The organism is Chryseobacterium cucumeris, assembly GCF_016775705.1.
GTDB lineage: Bacteria > Bacteroidota > Bacteroidia > Flavobacteriales > Weeksellaceae > Chryseobacterium > Chryseobacterium cupriresistens.
Genome location: NZ_CP068760.1, coordinates 734,283 through 752,232, shown reverse-complemented (window position 1 = coordinate 752,232; position 17,950 = coordinate 734,283). Strand labels below are relative to the sequence as shown.

General features: G+C 35.3%; 19 protein-coding genes. 7 read left to right on the top strand and 12 right to left on the bottom strand.

Translation table 11 applies throughout. The features are described 5' to 3' along the window. Positions 1-5 precede the first annotated feature (5 nt). Genes JNG87_RS03365 through JNG87_RS03355 form a run of 3 tightly spaced genes read left to right on the top strand, consistent with a single transcriptional unit; the run spans position 6 to position 1,995 of the window. Positions 6-977 (top strand): 3-oxoacyl-ACP synthase III family protein, encoded by a 972-nt coding sequence (locus tag JNG87_RS03365; RefSeq protein WP_202841686.1) that lies wholly within the window; start codon positions 6-8, stop codon positions 975-977. 26 nt (positions 978-1,003) lie between these two features. Continuing rightward, positions 1,004-1,237 (top strand): phosphopantetheine-binding protein, encoded by a 234-nt coding sequence (locus tag JNG87_RS03360; RefSeq protein WP_047380387.1) that lies wholly within the window; start codon positions 1,004-1,006, stop codon positions 1,235-1,237. After that, positions 1,237-1,995 carry an SDR family NAD(P)-dependent oxidoreductase gene (locus JNG87_RS03355; protein WP_202841685.1) on the top strand — a complete coding sequence of 253 codons (759 nt, stop codon included), beginning with the start codon at positions 1,237-1,239 and terminating at the stop codon, positions 1,993-1,995. Before JNG87_RS03360 ends, JNG87_RS03355 begins: the two co-directional genes overlap by 1 nt. Before the next feature lies 1 nt (position 1,996). Here the strand turns inward: JNG87_RS03355 and JNG87_RS03350 are convergent, their stop codons facing one another. The 4 genes from JNG87_RS03350 to JNG87_RS03335 all read right to left on the bottom strand — a co-directional run bounded on the left by JNG87_RS03350 (position 1,997) and on the right by JNG87_RS03335 (position 4,889). Beyond that, a complete protein-coding gene (locus tag JNG87_RS03350) occupies positions 1,997-3,154 on the bottom strand; it encodes a glycosyltransferase (protein WP_202841684.1) in 1,158 nt (385 codons plus the stop codon). A 33-nt stretch (positions 3,155-3,187) separates the two neighbouring features. Next, entirely contained in the window at positions 3,188-3,379 is a 192-nt protein-coding gene (locus JNG87_RS03345) for a hypothetical protein (protein WP_202841683.1), read from the bottom strand. Positions 3,380-3,384: 5 nt separating this feature from the next. Further along, positions 3,385-3,927 carry an acyltransferase gene (locus JNG87_RS03340; protein WP_110008448.1) on the bottom strand — a complete coding sequence of 181 codons (543 nt, stop codon included), beginning with the start codon at positions 3,925-3,927 and terminating at the stop codon, positions 3,385-3,387. Between the two features lie 125 nt (positions 3,928-4,052). Then, complete coding sequence (locus JNG87_RS03335; RefSeq protein WP_202841682.1) at positions 4,053-4,889, bottom strand: glycosyltransferase family 2 protein; 837 nt, start codon at positions 4,887-4,889, stop codon at positions 4,053-4,055. A gap of 309 nt (positions 4,890-5,198) precedes the next feature. Between JNG87_RS03335 and JNG87_RS03330 the strand changes: the two genes are divergently transcribed. The 4 genes from JNG87_RS03330 (at position 5,199) to JNG87_RS03315 (ending at position 9,640) form a co-directional block, all read left to right on the top strand. Continuing rightward, complete coding sequence (locus JNG87_RS03330) at positions 5,199-5,969, top strand: class I SAM-dependent methyltransferase (protein ID WP_202841681.1); 771 nt, start codon at positions 5,199-5,201, stop codon at positions 5,967-5,969. Between the two features lie 88 nt (positions 5,970-6,057). Beyond that, positions 6,058-7,086, top strand: a complete 1,029-nt coding sequence (locus JNG87_RS03325) for an acyltransferase family protein (RefSeq protein WP_202841680.1) — start codon at positions 6,058-6,060, stop codon at positions 7,084-7,086. 201 nt (positions 7,087-7,287) lie between these two features. Continuing rightward, positions 7,288-8,721, top strand: a complete 1,434-nt coding sequence (locus tag JNG87_RS03320) for an MBOAT family O-acyltransferase (RefSeq protein WP_202841678.1) — start codon at positions 7,288-7,290, stop codon at positions 8,719-8,721. Position 8,722: 1 nt separating this feature from the next. After that, positions 8,723-9,640 carry a hypothetical protein gene (locus tag JNG87_RS03315; RefSeq protein ID WP_238349658.1) on the top strand — a complete coding sequence of 306 codons (918 nt, stop codon included), beginning with the start codon at positions 8,723-8,725 and terminating at the stop codon, positions 9,638-9,640. 45 nt (positions 9,641-9,685) lie between these two features. Here the strand turns inward: JNG87_RS03315 and JNG87_RS03310 are convergent, their stop codons facing one another. The 8 genes from JNG87_RS03310 to JNG87_RS03275 all read right to left on the bottom strand — a co-directional run bounded on the left by JNG87_RS03310 (position 9,686) and on the right by JNG87_RS03275 (position 17,950). Next, positions 9,686-10,627, bottom strand: coding sequence for a glycosyltransferase family 2 protein (locus JNG87_RS03310; protein WP_202841674.1), 942 nt, complete (start codon positions 10,625-10,627; stop codon positions 9,686-9,688). Between the two features lie 207 nt (positions 10,628-10,834). Then, positions 10,835-11,773, bottom strand: coding sequence for a glycosyltransferase family 2 protein (locus JNG87_RS03305; RefSeq protein WP_202841672.1), 939 nt, complete (start codon positions 11,771-11,773; stop codon positions 10,835-10,837). Beyond that, positions 11,773-13,569, bottom strand: a complete 1,797-nt coding sequence (gene asnB, locus JNG87_RS03300) for an asparagine synthase (glutamine-hydrolyzing) (protein ID WP_202841670.1) — start codon at positions 13,567-13,569, stop codon at positions 11,773-11,775. Before asnB ends, JNG87_RS03305 begins: the two co-directional genes overlap by 1 nt. 202 nt (positions 13,570-13,771) lie before the next feature. Continuing rightward, positions 13,772-14,695 carry a glycosyltransferase family 2 protein gene (locus tag JNG87_RS03295; RefSeq protein ID WP_262896830.1) on the bottom strand — a complete coding sequence of 308 codons (924 nt, stop codon included), beginning with the start codon at positions 14,693-14,695 and terminating at the stop codon, positions 13,772-13,774. Between the two features lie 2 nt (positions 14,696-14,697). Beyond that, positions 14,698-15,423 carry a class I SAM-dependent methyltransferase gene (locus JNG87_RS03290; protein ID WP_110008457.1) on the bottom strand — a complete coding sequence of 242 codons (726 nt, stop codon included), beginning with the start codon at positions 15,421-15,423 and terminating at the stop codon, positions 14,698-14,700. Between the two features lie 39 nt (positions 15,424-15,462). Beyond that, the gene (locus tag JNG87_RS03285; protein ID WP_202841668.1) at positions 15,463-16,383 is read right to left on the bottom strand and encodes a glycosyltransferase family 2 protein; all 921 of its coding nucleotides are present in this window, start codon (positions 16,381-16,383) and stop codon (positions 15,463-15,465) included. A gap of 1 nt (position 16,384) precedes the next feature. Beyond that, entirely contained in the window at positions 16,385-17,053 is a 669-nt protein-coding gene (locus JNG87_RS03280) for a hypothetical protein (RefSeq protein ID WP_202841667.1), read from the bottom strand. A 27-nt stretch (positions 17,054-17,080) separates the two neighbouring features. Beyond that, positions 17,081-17,950: a glycosyltransferase gene (locus JNG87_RS03275; protein WP_202841666.1), complete on the bottom strand. Its 870-nt coding sequence runs from the start codon at positions 17,948-17,950 to the stop codon at positions 17,081-17,083.

Sequence of the window (17,950 nt, the reverse complement as noted above, 5' to 3'; positions counted from 1 at the left end):
TTAATATGATGAAAATTTCAAAAATAGAATATTATCTTCCTCAGCAGGTGTTAACTAACGAGGATCTTGAAAAGCAGTTCCCTGAATGGAGCTCCGAACGTATCCAGGAGAAAGTAGGTATTTCCCAGCGCCATATTTCTTCTGACAGCGAAACCGTACTGGATATGGCTGTGCAATCTTCAGAAAAAATTTTCGAAAACTATGACAGAAACAAGGTAGATTTTATTTTGTTCTGCACCCAGAGTCCTGAGTATTTCCTTCCTACTACGGCCTGTATTTTGCAGGACAGATTGGGGCTTAGAAAAAATATCGGAGCTATAGATTTTAACCTTGGCTGTTCAGGATTTGTTTATGGATTAGCGTTTGCAAAAGGACTGATTGCTGCTGGAATTGCAAAGAGTATTCTCTTGGTCACTTCAGAGACGTACACCAAACATATTCATCCTGATGATAAAGGAAACCGAAGCATATTCGGAGATGCCTCTGCCTCTGCTATTATTGAAAAGACCGAGGGTAACGATTATCAGTTCTGCCTGGGAACAGACGGAAGCGGTGCAGAAAATCTTATGGTGAAAAAAGGAGCTTTTAAAAAAGACTTTGAACTGAATCCGGAACATGAATTCGGCCCTGAAAATATTTATATGAATGGCCCTGAAATTTTTAATTTTACAATTGAAAATATTCCGGGACTGGTAAAGGAAACATTGGAAGTGAACGGAATGACCATGGATGATATCGATCATTTTGTTTTTCACCAGGCCAATTCTTTTATGCTGAATTATTTAAGAAAGAAAACAAAAATACCGGCAGAAAAGTTTTATATTGACATGGAAAAAACCGGGAATACTGTTTCTGCGACAATTCCTATTGCTCTTAAAAATATGATGGATAAAGGAATGCTGAAAGAAGGAGATAAGGTTTTAATGGCAGGATTTGGAGTTGGATATTCATGGGGAGCCACTATTATGGAAATTTAAAAAACAAACATTTAAAATTATAAAATATGAAAACATCCGTTTTTTTAGAAAAACTACAGGAAGAATTGGAAGAAGATGAAACATTGACTACTGAAACGAACCTGAAATCTTTAGAAAGCTATGATTCTATCAGTTTACTTTCTGTTATTGCTTTTGTAGACGAAAATTTCAGCAAAAAAATTGATACCAAGCATTTTAAAGATATTGAAACCGTTTCAGATCTGATGAATGTTATAGGAAAAGAAAATTTTGAGGATTAATGGATGCTTTCTCATTAAAAAATAAAATTATTCTCATTACAGGGGCTTCTTCCGGAATCGGGAGAAGCTGTTCTGTAGAATGCAGCAAAAGCGGTGCTGATCTGATTCTTGTAGGAAGAAACCGGGAAGAACTGATGAAAACTGTTTCTATGCTCAATCCGGAAACAAAAGTTGAAATTATCACTGAAGATATTACTCAATCTGAAAATCTTGAAGTAATTATTGCAGATAAAGTATCAGTTTTAGGGAAAATATCAGGGTTTATTCACTGTGCTGGTATCGAAAAAACGTTACCATTAAAAAAACACAATGCTCAGCTATATCAGGACATATTTGCTGTCAATGTCATTGCAGGACTTGAAATTGCAAAAATTTTATCTTTAAAAAAATACAAAGACGAAAACTCCAGTTTTGTATTTATTTCTTCTGTGGCAGCGATGATAGGAGAGGCAGGGAAGGCCGCTTATTCTGCCAGTAAAGGCGCAGTCATTTCCGGAGCCCGTTCTTTGGCTATGGAGCTTTCAAGAAGTAATATCCGGGTCAACAGCATTAGTCCGGCAATGGTCAATACCCCGATTTTAGAGAAAATGTTTGAAAGTATCGGAGAAGAAGCTTCATCAGAAATCATAAAAAAACATCCACTGGGAATAGGTGAACCTAAAGATGTAGCGAATGCCTGTATTTTTCTGTTGTCTGATGCCTCAAGATGGGTTACAGGCAGCAACCTTGTGATAGACGGAGGCTATTCTGCACAGTAACTTACTTTTTGTGTAGAGTTTCTATAATATTTTCTACGCTGTCAAATATTTTCTTGTTATCGAATTGATCTTCAATGGTTTTTAGATTGTTTCTGATATGGGCTATCAGTTCGTGGTCTGTCAGAAATGTTTTCATGGCTTCATACATTTCATCTACTTCATAACTGATGAGGTATCCTGTCTCACGGTCTTTGATCATAAGGCCTACATCACCTACTTCTGTTGCAATAATGGGCTTCTGCAGGATTAAGGCTTCAGCAATGACCAGCGGCCATGCTTCAGATTCTGAAGGAAGAATAAAATAATCCGCTTTTTTGATATAAGGATAAGGATTCATTTGGTTTCCAACCAGAATAAACGTTTTTTCGACATTATTTTTGGCTGCCTGTGCCCTGAGGTTGTTCATTTCATCACCATCACCGATGACAATAATGTTGTGATGAAACCCTTCATCCATGAGCTTTTTATGAGCGTCAATAAGCTTGTGATATCCCTTTCTTGAATGAAGTCTTCCTATAGACGCAAAAACAGGGCCTTCGGGAAAATTGTCAAGCTTTTCTTCTGCCTTATATTTAATTTCTTCAATAGGAATAGGATTAATGATAACGCTTTCAGCGGGATATTTGAGATTCGGGTAATGCTGGTGCATCATATCTTTTATCTTGTGGGAGCAGTATACCATATGGTCGAACTGCGGAAAGCTCTTTAAAATATCCGGAACCAGAGGCTGGAATTTAGGGACATTAATTTCAGAGTGAAACCATCCGATTTTTTTTGAATTCTTATTGGTTGAATTCAGAATGGCATCATAGTCTCTGTAATCCATCCCGATCTCAATGTCAAAAGTATCGTTGATAAGACGGTCTGCAATGGCAGGGGTATTTTTCAGTTTTCTCAGCCTTATTCTTCTTTTAACGAGCTGAAGTTTCTGTAAAATAGAATTGTTGGAAAAATCTTCTTTTCCATCGGTAAGGTATATTTTTCTGATATGCTTCGGAAGTTCATCACGCAGTTTCCCCTGATTAAGAGTGAGACATACGGTGATATCAAATTTATCAGGGTTAAGATTATTGAGAATACTTAACATCACTTTTTCTACACCACCCATTTCCATTGAGCGGTGCCTGAAAAGAATTTTTATTTTCCTGTTTTCTGACATTATCTGAAAATTTTTTGTAAAGTAAAGAGTTTTTTATTTGTTTATAAAATTTCGTTTTTGATATTCCGGAAGCACAAAATCTCTCTGATGCTTTTTCTTGTCCTGCAAAAGATCATCCGGAAAATCAGTTCCGTAATCCTGGCGGACAGGTTTAAACAAATAATTATAGTAATTCCTGTATAAAGCTTCAATGTTATAAGAATTTCTAAGTCCTGGAAACTTCATCCGATTTAAAGAGAGTCGAAAACCAGATCCTGTTTGTTGATGACACGTGTGTTAGCAGGGATGTCTTTATAAATAGTGCATCCGGCACCAATAATACAATTATCACCTATTGTCACCCCTTTCAGTACGGTTACATTACTTCCAAGCCAGCAATTGTTTCCTATTTTTATGGGAGCTTTTGAAAATTCGGAAGGGTATATTTTTATTGCAGGGGACGTCTCATAGGCATGATTATGATCATAGAGTTTCACATTTTCACCGAATAAAGTATTGTTGCCTATTGATATATGTTCTAAACAGTTTATAGAACAGAAATTGTTCATAAAAAAGTGGTTTCCTATTTCCAGGACAGCATTTTTATTGATCAGGATACAGGTGTAATTTCTGAAGTCTGCAGCTGAGCCAATGCTTAGCTTTTTTAAATTGTTATCCAAAATAAAGCGGTTACCAACACCTAATCTGAGGTTTTCAAAAAAAACATTAGGATGTTTTTTCAGCAGAAACAGTTGTTTTTTCCTGTTTATTTTTTCAAAAAAATCATAGAACATATACTATCTTTTGATCATTTGGGTTATACAAATATACCTTTTTTATCTAATGTAAAAGCCATGTTTCTTTTATAAACATCCGTTTGCAGAAGTCATCCGGATTAAAACAAACAGAGGGTAATGCATTATACTTCCCTATAAAAGTTATCTATTGTTCTGGTTATTTTTCTAAAAAACCTGGATATTAATGTATTTTGCTTTTTAAAAATAAAATCGGGAAGTCTCGAAATCTGTTGAATATCTGTGTTATAAAGAACTTTAATTCCTCTTCTTGTAAGGGTGTTATATAATACCTGATGCCAGTTCCTGTAAAGCTTTTCTTTTTTACCTTTATTTTGAGAAACCCCCTGTGAATGGATTCTATATAAATACAGGCTTTTATTGATAAAGACAAGTTCGCCCCTTTCATAAAGTTTCAGGTAAAGATCCTGGTCTACAGAAGAGGACAGACTTTCATCAATCGTATTCCAATTGATAAATTGATCTCTTTTAAAAGTAAAAAAATGGGCGATTTCAAAATTGATATTAAAAAAAAATTTGCTTCCGTTCTTTATTCTTCCCGAGTGGGGAAACAACTTCTTGACAGTCAGATGCTCATCACATATATAAAATCTTGAATAAGTTCCTATAATATTCTGATTTGAATAGGCTTTTATGCTTTTTTCGAGGGCATCATGGGTAAGTGCATCATCAGGGTCTACAAAGCCGCATAGATCACCGGTTGCAAGTTTTATACATTTGTTCTTGGTATATCCTACCCCCCGGTTCTTTTCATTTTCATATAAAAAAAAACGCTTATCGTTGCGGATAAGTTCCCTTAAGGCATCTTTTTCCTGCTTCTCTGAGCAGTCATCTACAATAATAACTTCCCAATCGGTGTATGTCTGTTGAATAATACTTTCATAACAATCTTTGAAATAGACTGCATTATTGAAGTGGGCAACTAATATTGAAAATTTCATCTTAGGTAATTTAAATTGAGCAGATTATTCTATAGTAACTCATTTGAGTTGCTGAATTGGTATACGTTTAATGATTTTTATCAAAGAATAATTTACTTCCGGTAAGCTCAAAAGGATTTTCAGACATGTTTTAAATTTTTTTCGTTGTGTATGCTGTAAATATAGCAAAATTTTAGACTTTGAAATTAATATTAAGAAAGGTTTATCAGTCTGTCTGTACAAGGTATGCTGTCTAATTGTGACAACGTGGTAGGTTTTACAATGAAAATAAAAAAAAAACTTTATTTTTGCCTCAATAAAAACAACACAGTGATTGAAATAGGTAGAGTTCTCAAAACTTTTATAGGGTTTTTAAGACGACCCGATCTTTATCCTGAATTATGCCGGAAAATTATTAAAAATACAGTCAGTCGAGGAAATGCCTTTAAAGGGAAGGATAAAACAAACTCCTGGGCTGCAGGAAGATGCATTTCACAGGAAGATGCGGTTTCCAAGCTTTTCGGACTTGAAATCAAGGCGTTCCGTAATGAATATCAGGTGGTTTTAGACGAAGCTGCACAGAAAGAAAAAAATTGCCCTGTGAAAATGGGAGGGGCGGGAGCGCTGGAAATTATTTACTATGCCTGCGAATTTACCCATGCACAGAATGTGGTGGAGACAGGCGTTGCCTACGGATGGTCTTCATTGGCATCTCTCTTATCTCTTACAAAGAGAGGCGGCACACTTTATAGTTCAGATATGCCTTATCTGGCTCTGGATGGGGATCAGTATGTAGGATGTGTAGTTCCTGAAAACCTGAAAAGCAACTGGAAGCTCTTCCGTTTTGCTGATAGAGAATCGCTTCCTAAGATTTTTACTGAAAATGCTGTATTTGATGTTCTTCACTATGATTCCGATAAAAGTTATGACGGGAGAATGTGGGCCTATGATGAACTTTATGCGCATTTAAAAAAAGGCGGGGTTTTTATCAGTGATGATATTGGTGATAATTCTGCCTATCAGGATTTCTGTGACAAGAAGAATATAGAAACAACAGTAGTAGAATACGAGGGAAAATACATCGGAATTTTTATCAAGTAAACCGCATAAATCTGTTGTTGGAAATCATTTAATTCTGGATCATGGAAAGTTTAAATATACTTATAATATGACTGTTTAGACCGTTCTTATGAAAATACCTCAGATTACATTTACGCGGTTTATTGCGGCAATGGCAATTGTCATTTCCCATTTTAACAAAGATATGTTCCTCTACAATATAGATTACATTTCAAATGTTTTTCTGAAGGCAAATGTTGGAGTAAGTTATTTCTTTATACTTTCGGGATTTATCATGGTGGTAGCCTATCATAAGAAAGAAAGGATAGATTATTTCGATTATTACAAAAACAGGTTCGCAAGAATTTATCCGCTTTATGTATTGGGTCTTTTGCTTTATCTGGTAACAAGGTATTCCAATTTCAGCTTTTATAAACTTTTTTTATATCTGTTTGGTCTTCAGAGCTGGATTCCGGGAGAAGCAATGATCCTGAATTTTCCAGGTTGGTCTATTTCTGTAGAATTTTTATTCTATTTGATTTTTCCTGTCCTTTATAATTATTTCTATGTCAAAGGGAATAAAAGTATTTGGGTAATTACCGTCATGCTATGGATTATAACACAGATATTTTCGGGGCTGTATGTGGAATCATCTTATTATGAAGGCCCGCATACACAAAGCCATGAACTGCTTTACTATTTTCCTTTAATGCATATCAACGAATTTTTAGCAGGAAATCTGGCGGGAATATTTTTTGTGAATCATCATCAGCGTAAGAATTATGATGTACCTGTGATGATCATTTTTATCCTTATCATATTGTCACTTATTTTTATTCCTCTTTTCTTTCACAATGGCTTAATGGCTATATTGTTTATCCCTTTTATTGTTCTTATATCTAAAAATAATGGATTGATTACCAGATTGTTTTCTTTAAAACAACTTGAATATCTGGGAGAAGCGAGTTATGCCGTTTATATTACCCATATTCCTGTATTATATATACTGAGGGAAGCCATACAATGGAGCGGCCGTAACATAGGTATCGATAAGGTATTTGGGATCTATATTATTGTTTTAACCTGTACTTCGGTTTTGTTTTATCAGTTTATTGAAAAACCTTTGAGAAATTCTTTGAAAAAGATACGAATAAGATAAAAATATACTAATTTACATCAATATACCTACACACAATTATGAAATCAAAATTTACCATTCCGTATATTTTCCGGACAAGTAGAAATAAGTGTATTTCTCTAAAAACCGTCAGGCAGCTATATGAAAAAGAAATGTATATTTATTTCCGGAAGAAATCCATAGTTTCAGGAGCCTGTATCTCATAACTTTTAAAAACACATTATGTTATTCAATTCAATAGGATTTCTTATTTTTTTACCTATAGTATTCTGTTTATACTGGTTTGTTTTTAATAAGAAATATCAGAATCAAAATAAGCTTTTGCTATTGGCAAGCTTTTATTTCTATGCGTGCTGGGATTGGAGATTTTTGTTTTTACTGATGTTTTCCATTGGTTTAGATTATTTTTCAGGTATTAAGATCGAAAATAGCAGGAATAAACGTGAAGCAAAATTCTGGCTTACTTTAAGTATTGTGATCAACCTGGGATTTCTGGGCTTTTTTAAATACTATAATTTTTTTATTGAAAGTTTTGCAGACCTCCTCGGTGGTATGGGATTTAAGGTGAATATCTGGCTGCTGAATGTGATTCTGCCGGTGGGGATTTCATTTTACACTTTTCACGGGCTCTCTTATGTAATTGATGTTTATAAGAAGAGGATCCGTGCTGAACGCAGTTTTATTGACTATGCAGTTTTTGTAAGTTATTTTCCCTTACTGGTGGCAGGACCTATAGAAAGGGCAACTCATCTGTTGCCCCAGATTCAGAAAAAAAGAACATTCAGCTACGAGCAGGCCGCAGACGGGATGCGTCAGATTCTTTGGGGTTTCTTCAAAAAAATGGTGATTGCTGATAATTGTGCACCATTAGTGAACGAGATTTTTACCCATTATCAAACCGAAAGTCCTGCCAATCTTTTAATCGGAGCTGTTTTGTTTGCTTTCCAGATTTATGGAGATTTTTCAGGGTATTCAGATATTGCGTTAGGGGTTTCAAGACTGTTTGGAATAGAACTTCTCAAGAATTTTGCTTTCCCTTATTTCTCAAGGGATATTGCTGAGTTTTGGAGAAGATGGCATATTTCATTGTCTTCCTGGTTCAGGGATTATCTTTATATTCCATTAGGGGGTAGTAAAGGAGGACTGGGCATGAAAATAAGAAATACCTTTATCATTTTTCTTGTCTCCGGATTCTGGCATGGTGCCAACTGGACGTTTATAATCTGGGGCGGCCTTAATGCCTTATTCTTTATGCCACTGCTGATTATGGAGAAAAACAGAACCAATATAGAAGTTGCAGCGCAGGGAAAATGGTTTCCATCTTTTAAGGAAATCCTGCAGATACTGATTACCTTTTCTGCTACCTGTATCGCCTGGATATTTTTCAGGTCAGAATCTGTACTTCAGGCATTTGAGTATATTAAACGTATCTTCAGCCTGGAACTGTTCTCCTTTCCGGCTCAGATGCCGGTGAAAGTTTTTGCTTTGACTGCCTGTATGCTGATTATAGAATGGATTAACAGGGAACAATTCCACGGGCTTCAGATAAGAAGATTCAATCCTTGGGTACGCCGTATTCTTTACGGAATCATCATCTATATCATTCTCCGGTATGCCAATTTCGGGAATAATGAATTTATTTATTTTCAGTTTTAATATGAAAAAATTTTTATTTAAAATATCATTTTATATCATCGGAATTCTGCTCGTATTCGGAGTTTTGGGGTGGTTTGCGGATGGAAATACAGATAATAATTATATGCATTTCGCAGTAAAAAAACCACAGAATATTATTCTGGGAGATTCAAGAGGAGCTCAGGCTGTTCTTCCCCGGCTTTTAAATCAAAAACTGGGAAGAGACTTTGATAATTTTGCATTGAACGTTGTTCAGTCTCCGTACGGAGCAATCTATTATAAGGCGTTACAAAGAAAACTGGACCCTGAAACTCGAAATGGATTATTTGTTATCACCGTAGATCCATGGAACCTATCCTTAGATAAGAATGTGAAAAAAGAAGAAGACTTTCCGGAAAATCATTCTCCGTTAAAGAATATGTATTTTTATGATCTCTCCCCGAATTATGAATATCTGCTGAGAAATTACGTTCGGAGTTGGTTTAAGATTTACACGGAGAGAGAAGAAGCAGGGAGATCAAGCACCTATCTGCATAAAGATGGTTGGATGGAAGTAACGGTAAACATGCAGAAAGATTCTGTAGCGAAAAGGGAAATTGAGAAAGTAAATTTCTACAAACAATTAGCTCAGAAACAGAATATTTCCCAAGCCAGGATTAATGCCTTAGAAGATATTATCAAATTTCTTAAAAGTAAGGGAACTGTTTATCTGGTAAGAATTCCTGCTTCAGAAAAAATTGTAGCACTGGAACAGTCTTATTCACCCAATTTTAATGAAAAAATGAAAGATATTTCTAAAAAATATGGCGTTTATTTCTTTGATTTCTCTTCCAAAGCCAGGGAATATCAATATACAGATGGAAATCATATGTATAAAGAATCCGGAAAAGTATTTACCTCACAAATAGCGGATTCTATTCTGTCTAAAACAAAAAGATAAGTACAATGTCCTGAATGTAGCGCAGTAGAATCTCCCAGATCCGGATCAGAATAAGTATTTCCTGAAATTAATATTATACAAGCCGGAACGGATGCTTGGATAATCTGTGACAAGATACTTTAAAATCATATTCCACTTTTTGAGGAGGGGAGCATTGGCAATTTCAAAACTACGGTGCATTCTTTTAATATGAAGTTTCATATGGGCGGGAATCGTACTTTCGTTTTCCGACCAGTCTTTCACCTCTTTCCAAAGCAAAACTCTTGTTGTAGCAGGTTTTATTTTCTTAGAATCTACCTTTGTGATCCTGTTGTCTTCATGCACACCTCTTACTGCAACCGCTTTGTCTAAAATACCCGGATAAAGATCAAGATAATAGGATAAACGGAATAAAAATTCAGTATCCTGATGCAATCTTAAACTTGTTTTGAATAAAGGATTCATCTTGCGAAGTAAAGATTCTTTCCTGATCGTCAAAGTATCAATACTAAATAAACCAAAGCTGCCCAACATATTCATTTGTCCCGGAAATACCTCTTTAGGCTCATGAATTTTGTACACCGTAGTTAAGCGATCCTGAAAAATTCTATAATACTGTTCTTTTGCCTTTTCCGAGTAATAATGTACACCCAATGCACCATAAACGCCTTCTACTTCGGGATTTTTAAATAATTCCCTTTCAGCATCAAATCTGTTGGGAAGGTAATAGTCATCAGCATCCAGAAAGGCAATGAAATCACCGGTAGCCTTTTCTATCCCAAGATTTCTGGTAGGGCCTGCACCATGATTGCCTTTGTCGGGGTGCTGATAAAGCTGAACTCTGCTGTATTTTTCAGCGAGTTGCTGACAGACCTTCAAAGCGTTGTCAGGAGACTTGTCTTCCACTAGAATAACCTCATGAACTTCATCAAATTGAAGCGCAGATTCTACTGCTTGGGAGACATATTTTTCTGCATTATAAACGGGAATGATGACTGAGATTTTCATTTTTCAATTAGAAATTATATTGTGTTTATGCGTTATCTTCTTACCAGGAGAATTTAAGCTTTTAATTTTATTTTTAGTAATGGATTATCTTTTTTCTGCAAAATTATTTAGAAATGCGGTCACCACAAGTATTTTAAATATAAAAGGAATATTGAATATCCTTCTGCTTTGAATTTTATGAAAAATATTTCTGCAGGTTATTAAACTTCATGAGCGCATGTACGTAAAGCGGTATTGCGTTTTCAGAATATCTGGATTTTTTAGAATAGCAGCCAATAGACTCATCATTTTGGAAATTCCTTTTTTCTCCGAAAGTTCAAATGCTTTTTTCCGTAAATAAAGTTGATTTGCAGCATCTTTATCCAGGGGCACAGATCGGGACCACTCGTATAAGGAATTCCAGAAAAGGAATTGTCTGCTGTTATACTGTGGCGAGTATCGGATAATCTTAGTAATTCTGTTATCATCATGTATTCCCCTTATCGCAACAGCCTGGTCTATATTACCCGATTTCAGATAGCAGTGATAAGCCAGTTTAATGATAAAATCAGAATCCTGATGTACGCGGAGAATATTATTAAACCTTAGCTTATTCTGATCCAGGGCAGATTTTCTGACGGTTAGTCCATTCAAATGAAAGAATGTACCGAAAGTTTTCGGTGTAAGCCCGAGAAGCCCTCTGAATACTTCTTTTCCTTCTGCCGGATAGTTTACTGTTGTCAATGTATTGTCACTGAATTTAGACTGAAATTCCTTTTTCCCTTTTTCAGTGAGATATTCAACCCCTATGGCATTGAAGATCCCGTCTACCTGCGGCTCTTTAAAAAGCTCTTTCTCCGCATCAAATCTATTGGGAAGATAATAATCATCAGCATCCAGGAATGCAATGAAACTTGAGGCGGCTTTTTCAATACCCAGATTTCTTGAAGCAGCAGCACCATGGTTTCCTTTGTCAGGGTGCTGGAGCAAATGAATTCTTCTATCTTCGCCAGCTAATTCTTTGCAAATTTCCAATGAATGATCAGAAGATTTATCTTCAACTAAAATAACTTCTTTCACTTCTTCAAATTGCAGGGCTGACTGTACTGATTTTTTTAGAAAATCAGCAGCATTATATACAGGGATAATGACAGAAATATCAAGCATCAGAGAACATATTTATTATTATGGGCCCAAAGAGCAAGCTGCAATAAATTCCAGTGCTTATGGTCTTTGTTCAGAAATTTTTGGGTAGTATCAAAATCAATATAGTTAAAAACCTTTTGAGACGAATCTCTTAGAAGATCGTCGGAGAGCTTAATAAGGTTTTCTTCATTAAACCAGTTCTTAACGCTGTGTCCGAAACCTTGTTTGTGACGTTTTCTGATTGTATCTGTCCAATAATTATTCATGGATTCACGAAGGATAATTTTATCATTTTCACTGGTGATTTTCAGCTGATCAGGAAGCTGAATACAGAATTCTGCAAAATCAATATCAAGAAAAGGAGTTCTTACTTCCAATGAATTAGCCATCGCCATTCTGTCTGATTTGACCATCATATTTCCAGGGACATAATTTTCCAGATCTACTCTCATAATGTCATTCAACGAATCATGATTCGGAGTAAAGCTGTATCCCTGCTGATAATCCTGTGAACATCCCAAAAGGGCACGTTCCGATTTATTAAAAACATTTCTGACGGAATTCAGATGAAAATCCAGAATGGAGTCGTACTTTAAATTCTGTTGGGTTACGAACGAAACCGTCTTTGCTTTTTTGTAAAGGTTAAGTCCGAATCTGGCGATTAGATTTTTATAACTGAAATGATTTTTCATCATATTTTCTACCGTATAAAAATGATATCCGCCAAACAGCTCGTCTCCAACATCACCTGAAAGGGCTACAGTCAGATTTTTTCTTGCATTTTTACAGATCTCATAATGCGGAAGGTAAGAGGTATCAGCAAAAGGTTCGTCAAAGAAAGGAGAAACATGCAGTAATGATTCAGCCAGATCTTTTTTTTGCTCATGAACTTCTATATGATTGGTGTTGTATTTATCTGCAATTTCTTTGGCATATTTGAGCTCGCTGTCTTTATGGTCATAACCGAAACTGATTGTCGTCTGATGAGGTAAGAACTCATCCACAAGAGCAACTATAGATGAAGAATCCAGGCCGCCACTCAGAAAACTACCAACCTGCACATCCGCAATAAGTTGTTTTTTAACAGCATTTTTCAGAAGGTACCGAAACTCCTCCTTAGCATCGGAGAGGCTGATCACCCTATCTTTTGACGGCAGGTTGTAATACCGTGAAACAATGACCTTTCCCTCTTTCCAGATCAGCTGATGAGCGGGCGGTAAAGTATATATATTGCTATAAATGCTCTGATAGGTGCTTACATACCCATATTGGAGATAGTTGGAAATGGCTTCAGGATTTACCTTAGGATGGATCAATCCGGATGCAAGAATCGCTTTGATCTCTGAAGCAAAAATAAATTCATTATTATTTCCGATGGCATAGTAAAATGGCTTTTCACCAAAACGGTCTCTTGCACAGAACAATTGCTGTTCACGGTCATCCCAGATGGCAAAAGCAAACATTCCCGGAAGATCATGGATGAGGTTCTGCTGCTTTTTCTGATACATCGCAAGAATGACTTCCGTGTCGGAACCTCCATGGTAAGGATATTCTGCATATTGTCTCTTAATATCCTGGTATCCATAGATTTCACCATTAAGGACAATACATTCATTTTTTGTATTGGAGAACATTGGCTGCTTCCCGTTTTCGGACAAGTCTATAATGGAAAGTCTGCGGTGGCCTAATATTGCATTATCATAGAATTCAAAGTCTGAAGAATCGGGTCCACGATGAATCAGAGAGTCTGTCATTTTTTTGATTTCCTCCTGATAATTTGCTGCATTATTGCTTATAATTCCGGCTATTCCGCACATATGCTTTTATTTTTCATCATTAATTTTATCATTTTGTAAAGCTAAATTACAATAAATTAAGGAAAGTTCGATCGGTTTAGATCAGCTGTCGACTCAAACTATTTGAATCGGCTATGTTCTGAATCATCTGTGTACAAGGGTCTGATAACTATGATTTTATTTTTGACGGATATTCATCAATATCAGCCATTGTAGATATTGATTATCTGGTGAAAGTATATTTTATAATTTTTAGTAGCTGGCTTATTCCCGTTCCGATATTTTTGGAAATGGAAAAGCGTTCAAAGATGGCTGCATAAAGCTTTCTGTTCCATACAGGAGAAACAAACTCCTTTTCGTAATAATATTTATTGATGAGCTGATCCAGGGTTTTTACTATCTGCTGGTCTGCTCTCTGATCATTATTAATCCTCTTAATATTTTTAAAGATATCAATAGAAGTTCGGTATTGTTTTTCTGTTTCTAATGAGCTGTAAACGCCACCGCTATGAAGCCGGTAAACTCCCACTACTTTATTAAAGCTTCTGCCTTTTCCAAATTCAAGGGCATGATAAAAATAGTAAAGATCCCTGTAATTGGGATAAATGTCAATCCACTTCTCATCAATGCAGTCTTTTCTGATCAGATAAGTAAAAGTTTGGGTAGGGCGCTGTACAAAAAAGCTGTCCTGTGTATAATCAATATATTTCTGTCCGTTGAACATGGAGTCTTTTCCATCTTCTGTCAGTTTATTTTCATCCTGATGGAACAGTAAATTTCTGGCGGTCACCATGACATATTCTGAATTGTTCTCAAGGAAATCATACTGAAACTGTAGCTTTTGCGGGTCAGTCCAGTAATCATCCCCTTCACAGTAGGCTAAGTATTTTCCTTGAGCCTGTGCGAATGCAAATCTTTGGTTTTCAACAAAACCGATATTAGTCTTATGATTAAAATATCGGATGATATCCGGATATTGCGTTGCAAATTCTGAAATAATAATGTCAGAATCATCCGGTGAATTATCATTGCAAATAATCAACTCAAACGGAAAGTCTGTTTTTTGGGATAGAACACCTTCAATAGCCTCCTTTAAATAGGGGGCGTGATTATAGGTGAGCATGATGACCGATATTTTAGGTTCCATTGCTAATAGTGAAATCTGTTAAGGAGGGATGGAATAATATCTTTCGATTTTAAATTGATCAATTCTTGAGGATTCTTTTTGAGATCCTGAAACGTGTAGGAAATAAACTGCCTGAAAAATTCAGTATCCAGCTCAAAATTCATAGGAAGATTATGTTTTTTCTGAATAATTCCGAGACCATAATCTGTGTCAATAACAAAAACCTCAAGATCGTTCGGATATTTTTTTAGCAGATAAAGGATAGATTTCCAGGTATCACCGTTCCACTCACCAGTCCATTCCGGATGTTTTTCTTTCGTAAAAAATTCTTCTGAGTTGTACGCTGTTGAGGCTGGCTCACTCACAGGAAAACAGTCATGCATGACAATAATTGATTTTTCATCCATGAAAGGGAGGATATTCAGAACATCTTTAAGTGCCTGGTGGTACGTATGCATACCATCAACCAGAGATATTTCAATACTGCCGAAATTTTTAAGAAACTCCTTTTTTTGCTCAAAAAAATCATCACTGGTCATTTCAAAATAATGCGTTTTTCTATTATTTTTAATGTCAAAGACTCTTCTTTTGAGTTTTTCCATTTTGGGTATTATGAAGTTGGGGTCTATTGCAATTTTGTTTTTACAGCTTATGGCATATAGCGATGTGCCACTTCGGGTACCAATTTCAAGATATTTTTTAAAATTAGCTTTCTGGATGATACTGTTGATAAGACGAATTCTATTCATTTTTAATGTTGGGTTTAGATTTATTCTGAATTATACTTGTTATAAATTAAGAAATGCAGCCCCTTTATTTTTAATGATGGTTCTTGCGTTCATAATTTCATTAAACCGGGTCTTCAGATATTGATATTCTTTCAAAGTATCGGAAGCAGCAGAAAACTGCAGCTGGAGAGCTTGCTTTATCATTTTAGGAATGAAATCTCTGTTAAGTACTTTGGAATCAAACGGGAGTGCCGGATTCAGATAGCGTTGTTCCCGCTGTACTCTCAGAGCATTGATGTGGCTGGTTTTATGGAAATCCTGTTTGCCATCATGTACAACTCTGCTGGGCGGGCATACGATGATTTTTTTCCTGAAAAAAGAAATACGTTGTACGTATTCATAATCTTCGGAATAATGGAAGAAGTAAGGATTAAAGCCCCCGATTTCTTCAATGGTTGCTTTGGGAAGCAGCCAGTGAGCGGCATTCACAAAATCGATTTCATAATAATCTTTAAGACTATTGTTAAAGCTGTCTGAAAATATTCTGTTATCCGGAGTATTTCTTGCCAGGTAGCGTTCGAAAAAAATATCGAGCTTTTTCTCGCTGCCATCCATGTGTATCGGACTTAAAATCCCCAGTTGATTTTTGTCGGGGTATGCGTTGTACACATCCAATAGCTTTTGAAAACTATCCGGATAAATCCATGCATCCTGATTCATCAGGTAGAAAAAATCTGCTCCTTCTTTATACGCTTTTTCTATCCCTGCATTATTCGCTTTTCCAAAACCTAGATTTTGTGGAGATTGAATGAAGTCTACTTCAGGAAAATACTTTTTGATATATTCCTGAGTGCCGTCTGTTGATCCGTTATCTATTACAATACATTTTACAGGAACTGAAGAGGTTCTTAAGCTTGAAAAACATCTTTCTGCCCACTTCATGGCATTATAAGTAACAATGATTACGTGAATAGCCACCATCTTAAATATACTTTCGGGTTAACGTTTCAAGATAACTTTCAGGACTGATACCTGAGAAGAAGTCGTGAATTTCTTTATCAAAATCTACTCTGTAAAAGTCTCCTTCGTTCACTTCTGAATAATAAGCTTTTTGATGGGTTTCTTTTTCAATAGCACCTATAATTTCTTTTAAATCAAAATTATAGGGAAAAGAAAAATTAATAACTTTATTAGGAAGATGCAGACAGTAAGACTCTAAAAATTTAGAAATATCATCTATATCCAGCAATAGTCTCCTTGCCTTTGTATGAACTGTAAACTGGTGTGAATTTTTAATCTGATTTTTAAGAAAATTGAATAATGTATTTGGGTTTCCTCCGTTTCCTACAATATTTCCAATTCTGAGAATAAGGTAGTTTTTACACTTATTTTTGATATAATTTTCAATTTCCTTTTTATGTAAAACGTAAAGACTGTCTTGTTTTGATTGATCATGAATGCTTAGAGTAGAAAAATAAATTAATTTGTGATTGCTGTTACTCTCAATACATTTATCCAACAGAGTAAATTCTCTTTCAAACTCTGAACTTGTTGTTTCCAGAGAATTCGAAACACCAGAAGCGAAAAATAGATTTTCCTCTGAGTCTATATTTTTTAATGAATTGGCAATAAGTCCGTTTCCTATGATCATATCTTATTAAACAGTTTTAGATAAATTTTAATTCTTTGAGTTGTGTTTTTTATTGATACTTCCAGCGTATCTTATATAGCCGTAATACTTTTTTGCTATTTCCAAATGCTCATTAAAATTAAGTTTTTTGGGATAAAATTTTAATGTCAGAAATAGGTTTTTTTTATTAACAGGGTAGTATTTAAAAAAATTGTGCAAAAACCCTAGAAATATTTTCTTTTCAGCTTCGGTGTCGATTTCTTTTTGAAAATCAGATCCTATACTTTCCCTTACTTTAATATTGGCATCTAACCAAGTTTTATCCGGATTTCCACCAGAGAAATGTTGAATCAGTATATCGTTAACCACATAATTCTGTTTTTTTGTAGAAACTCTTAAACTAAAATCAAGATCATAGCCATGGAAACCTTTCAATAGATTTTCGTTGAATTTAAACTGATTAAATATTTCTTTTTTAATTCCAAGAAAAACACCGTCAACAGCAAAGACTTTATTTCTGTTTTCCTTCGTTGTTTGAATGGGAAAATACAGGGTATTCTCTTTATTTCCCTGTAAAATATTTACGAAATTATATTTCTCACTAACGGTCCAGCTTGATGGAGCAGAAGGAACGTAGGATGATCCTGCAAGCCCTATAATTCCTGTATTTTCCTGGTTTAAATGATTTATGAGTGTATTCCCCCAATTTTCATTTTTAAATAAGATGTCTTCATGGATGAAAAGCAAATAATCAAAACCAGCTTTTTCCGCGCCTTTGTTATAAGCTTCACAAATTCCCATCAATCCAGGATTGTCTATTTTAATGATTTCATAAGACACCCCAATTGTTTCTGCAATATTTTTTTCAAGTGCAGAAAAATAGTCAGGAAGGTATGATGAGATTATGATGGAGATCAT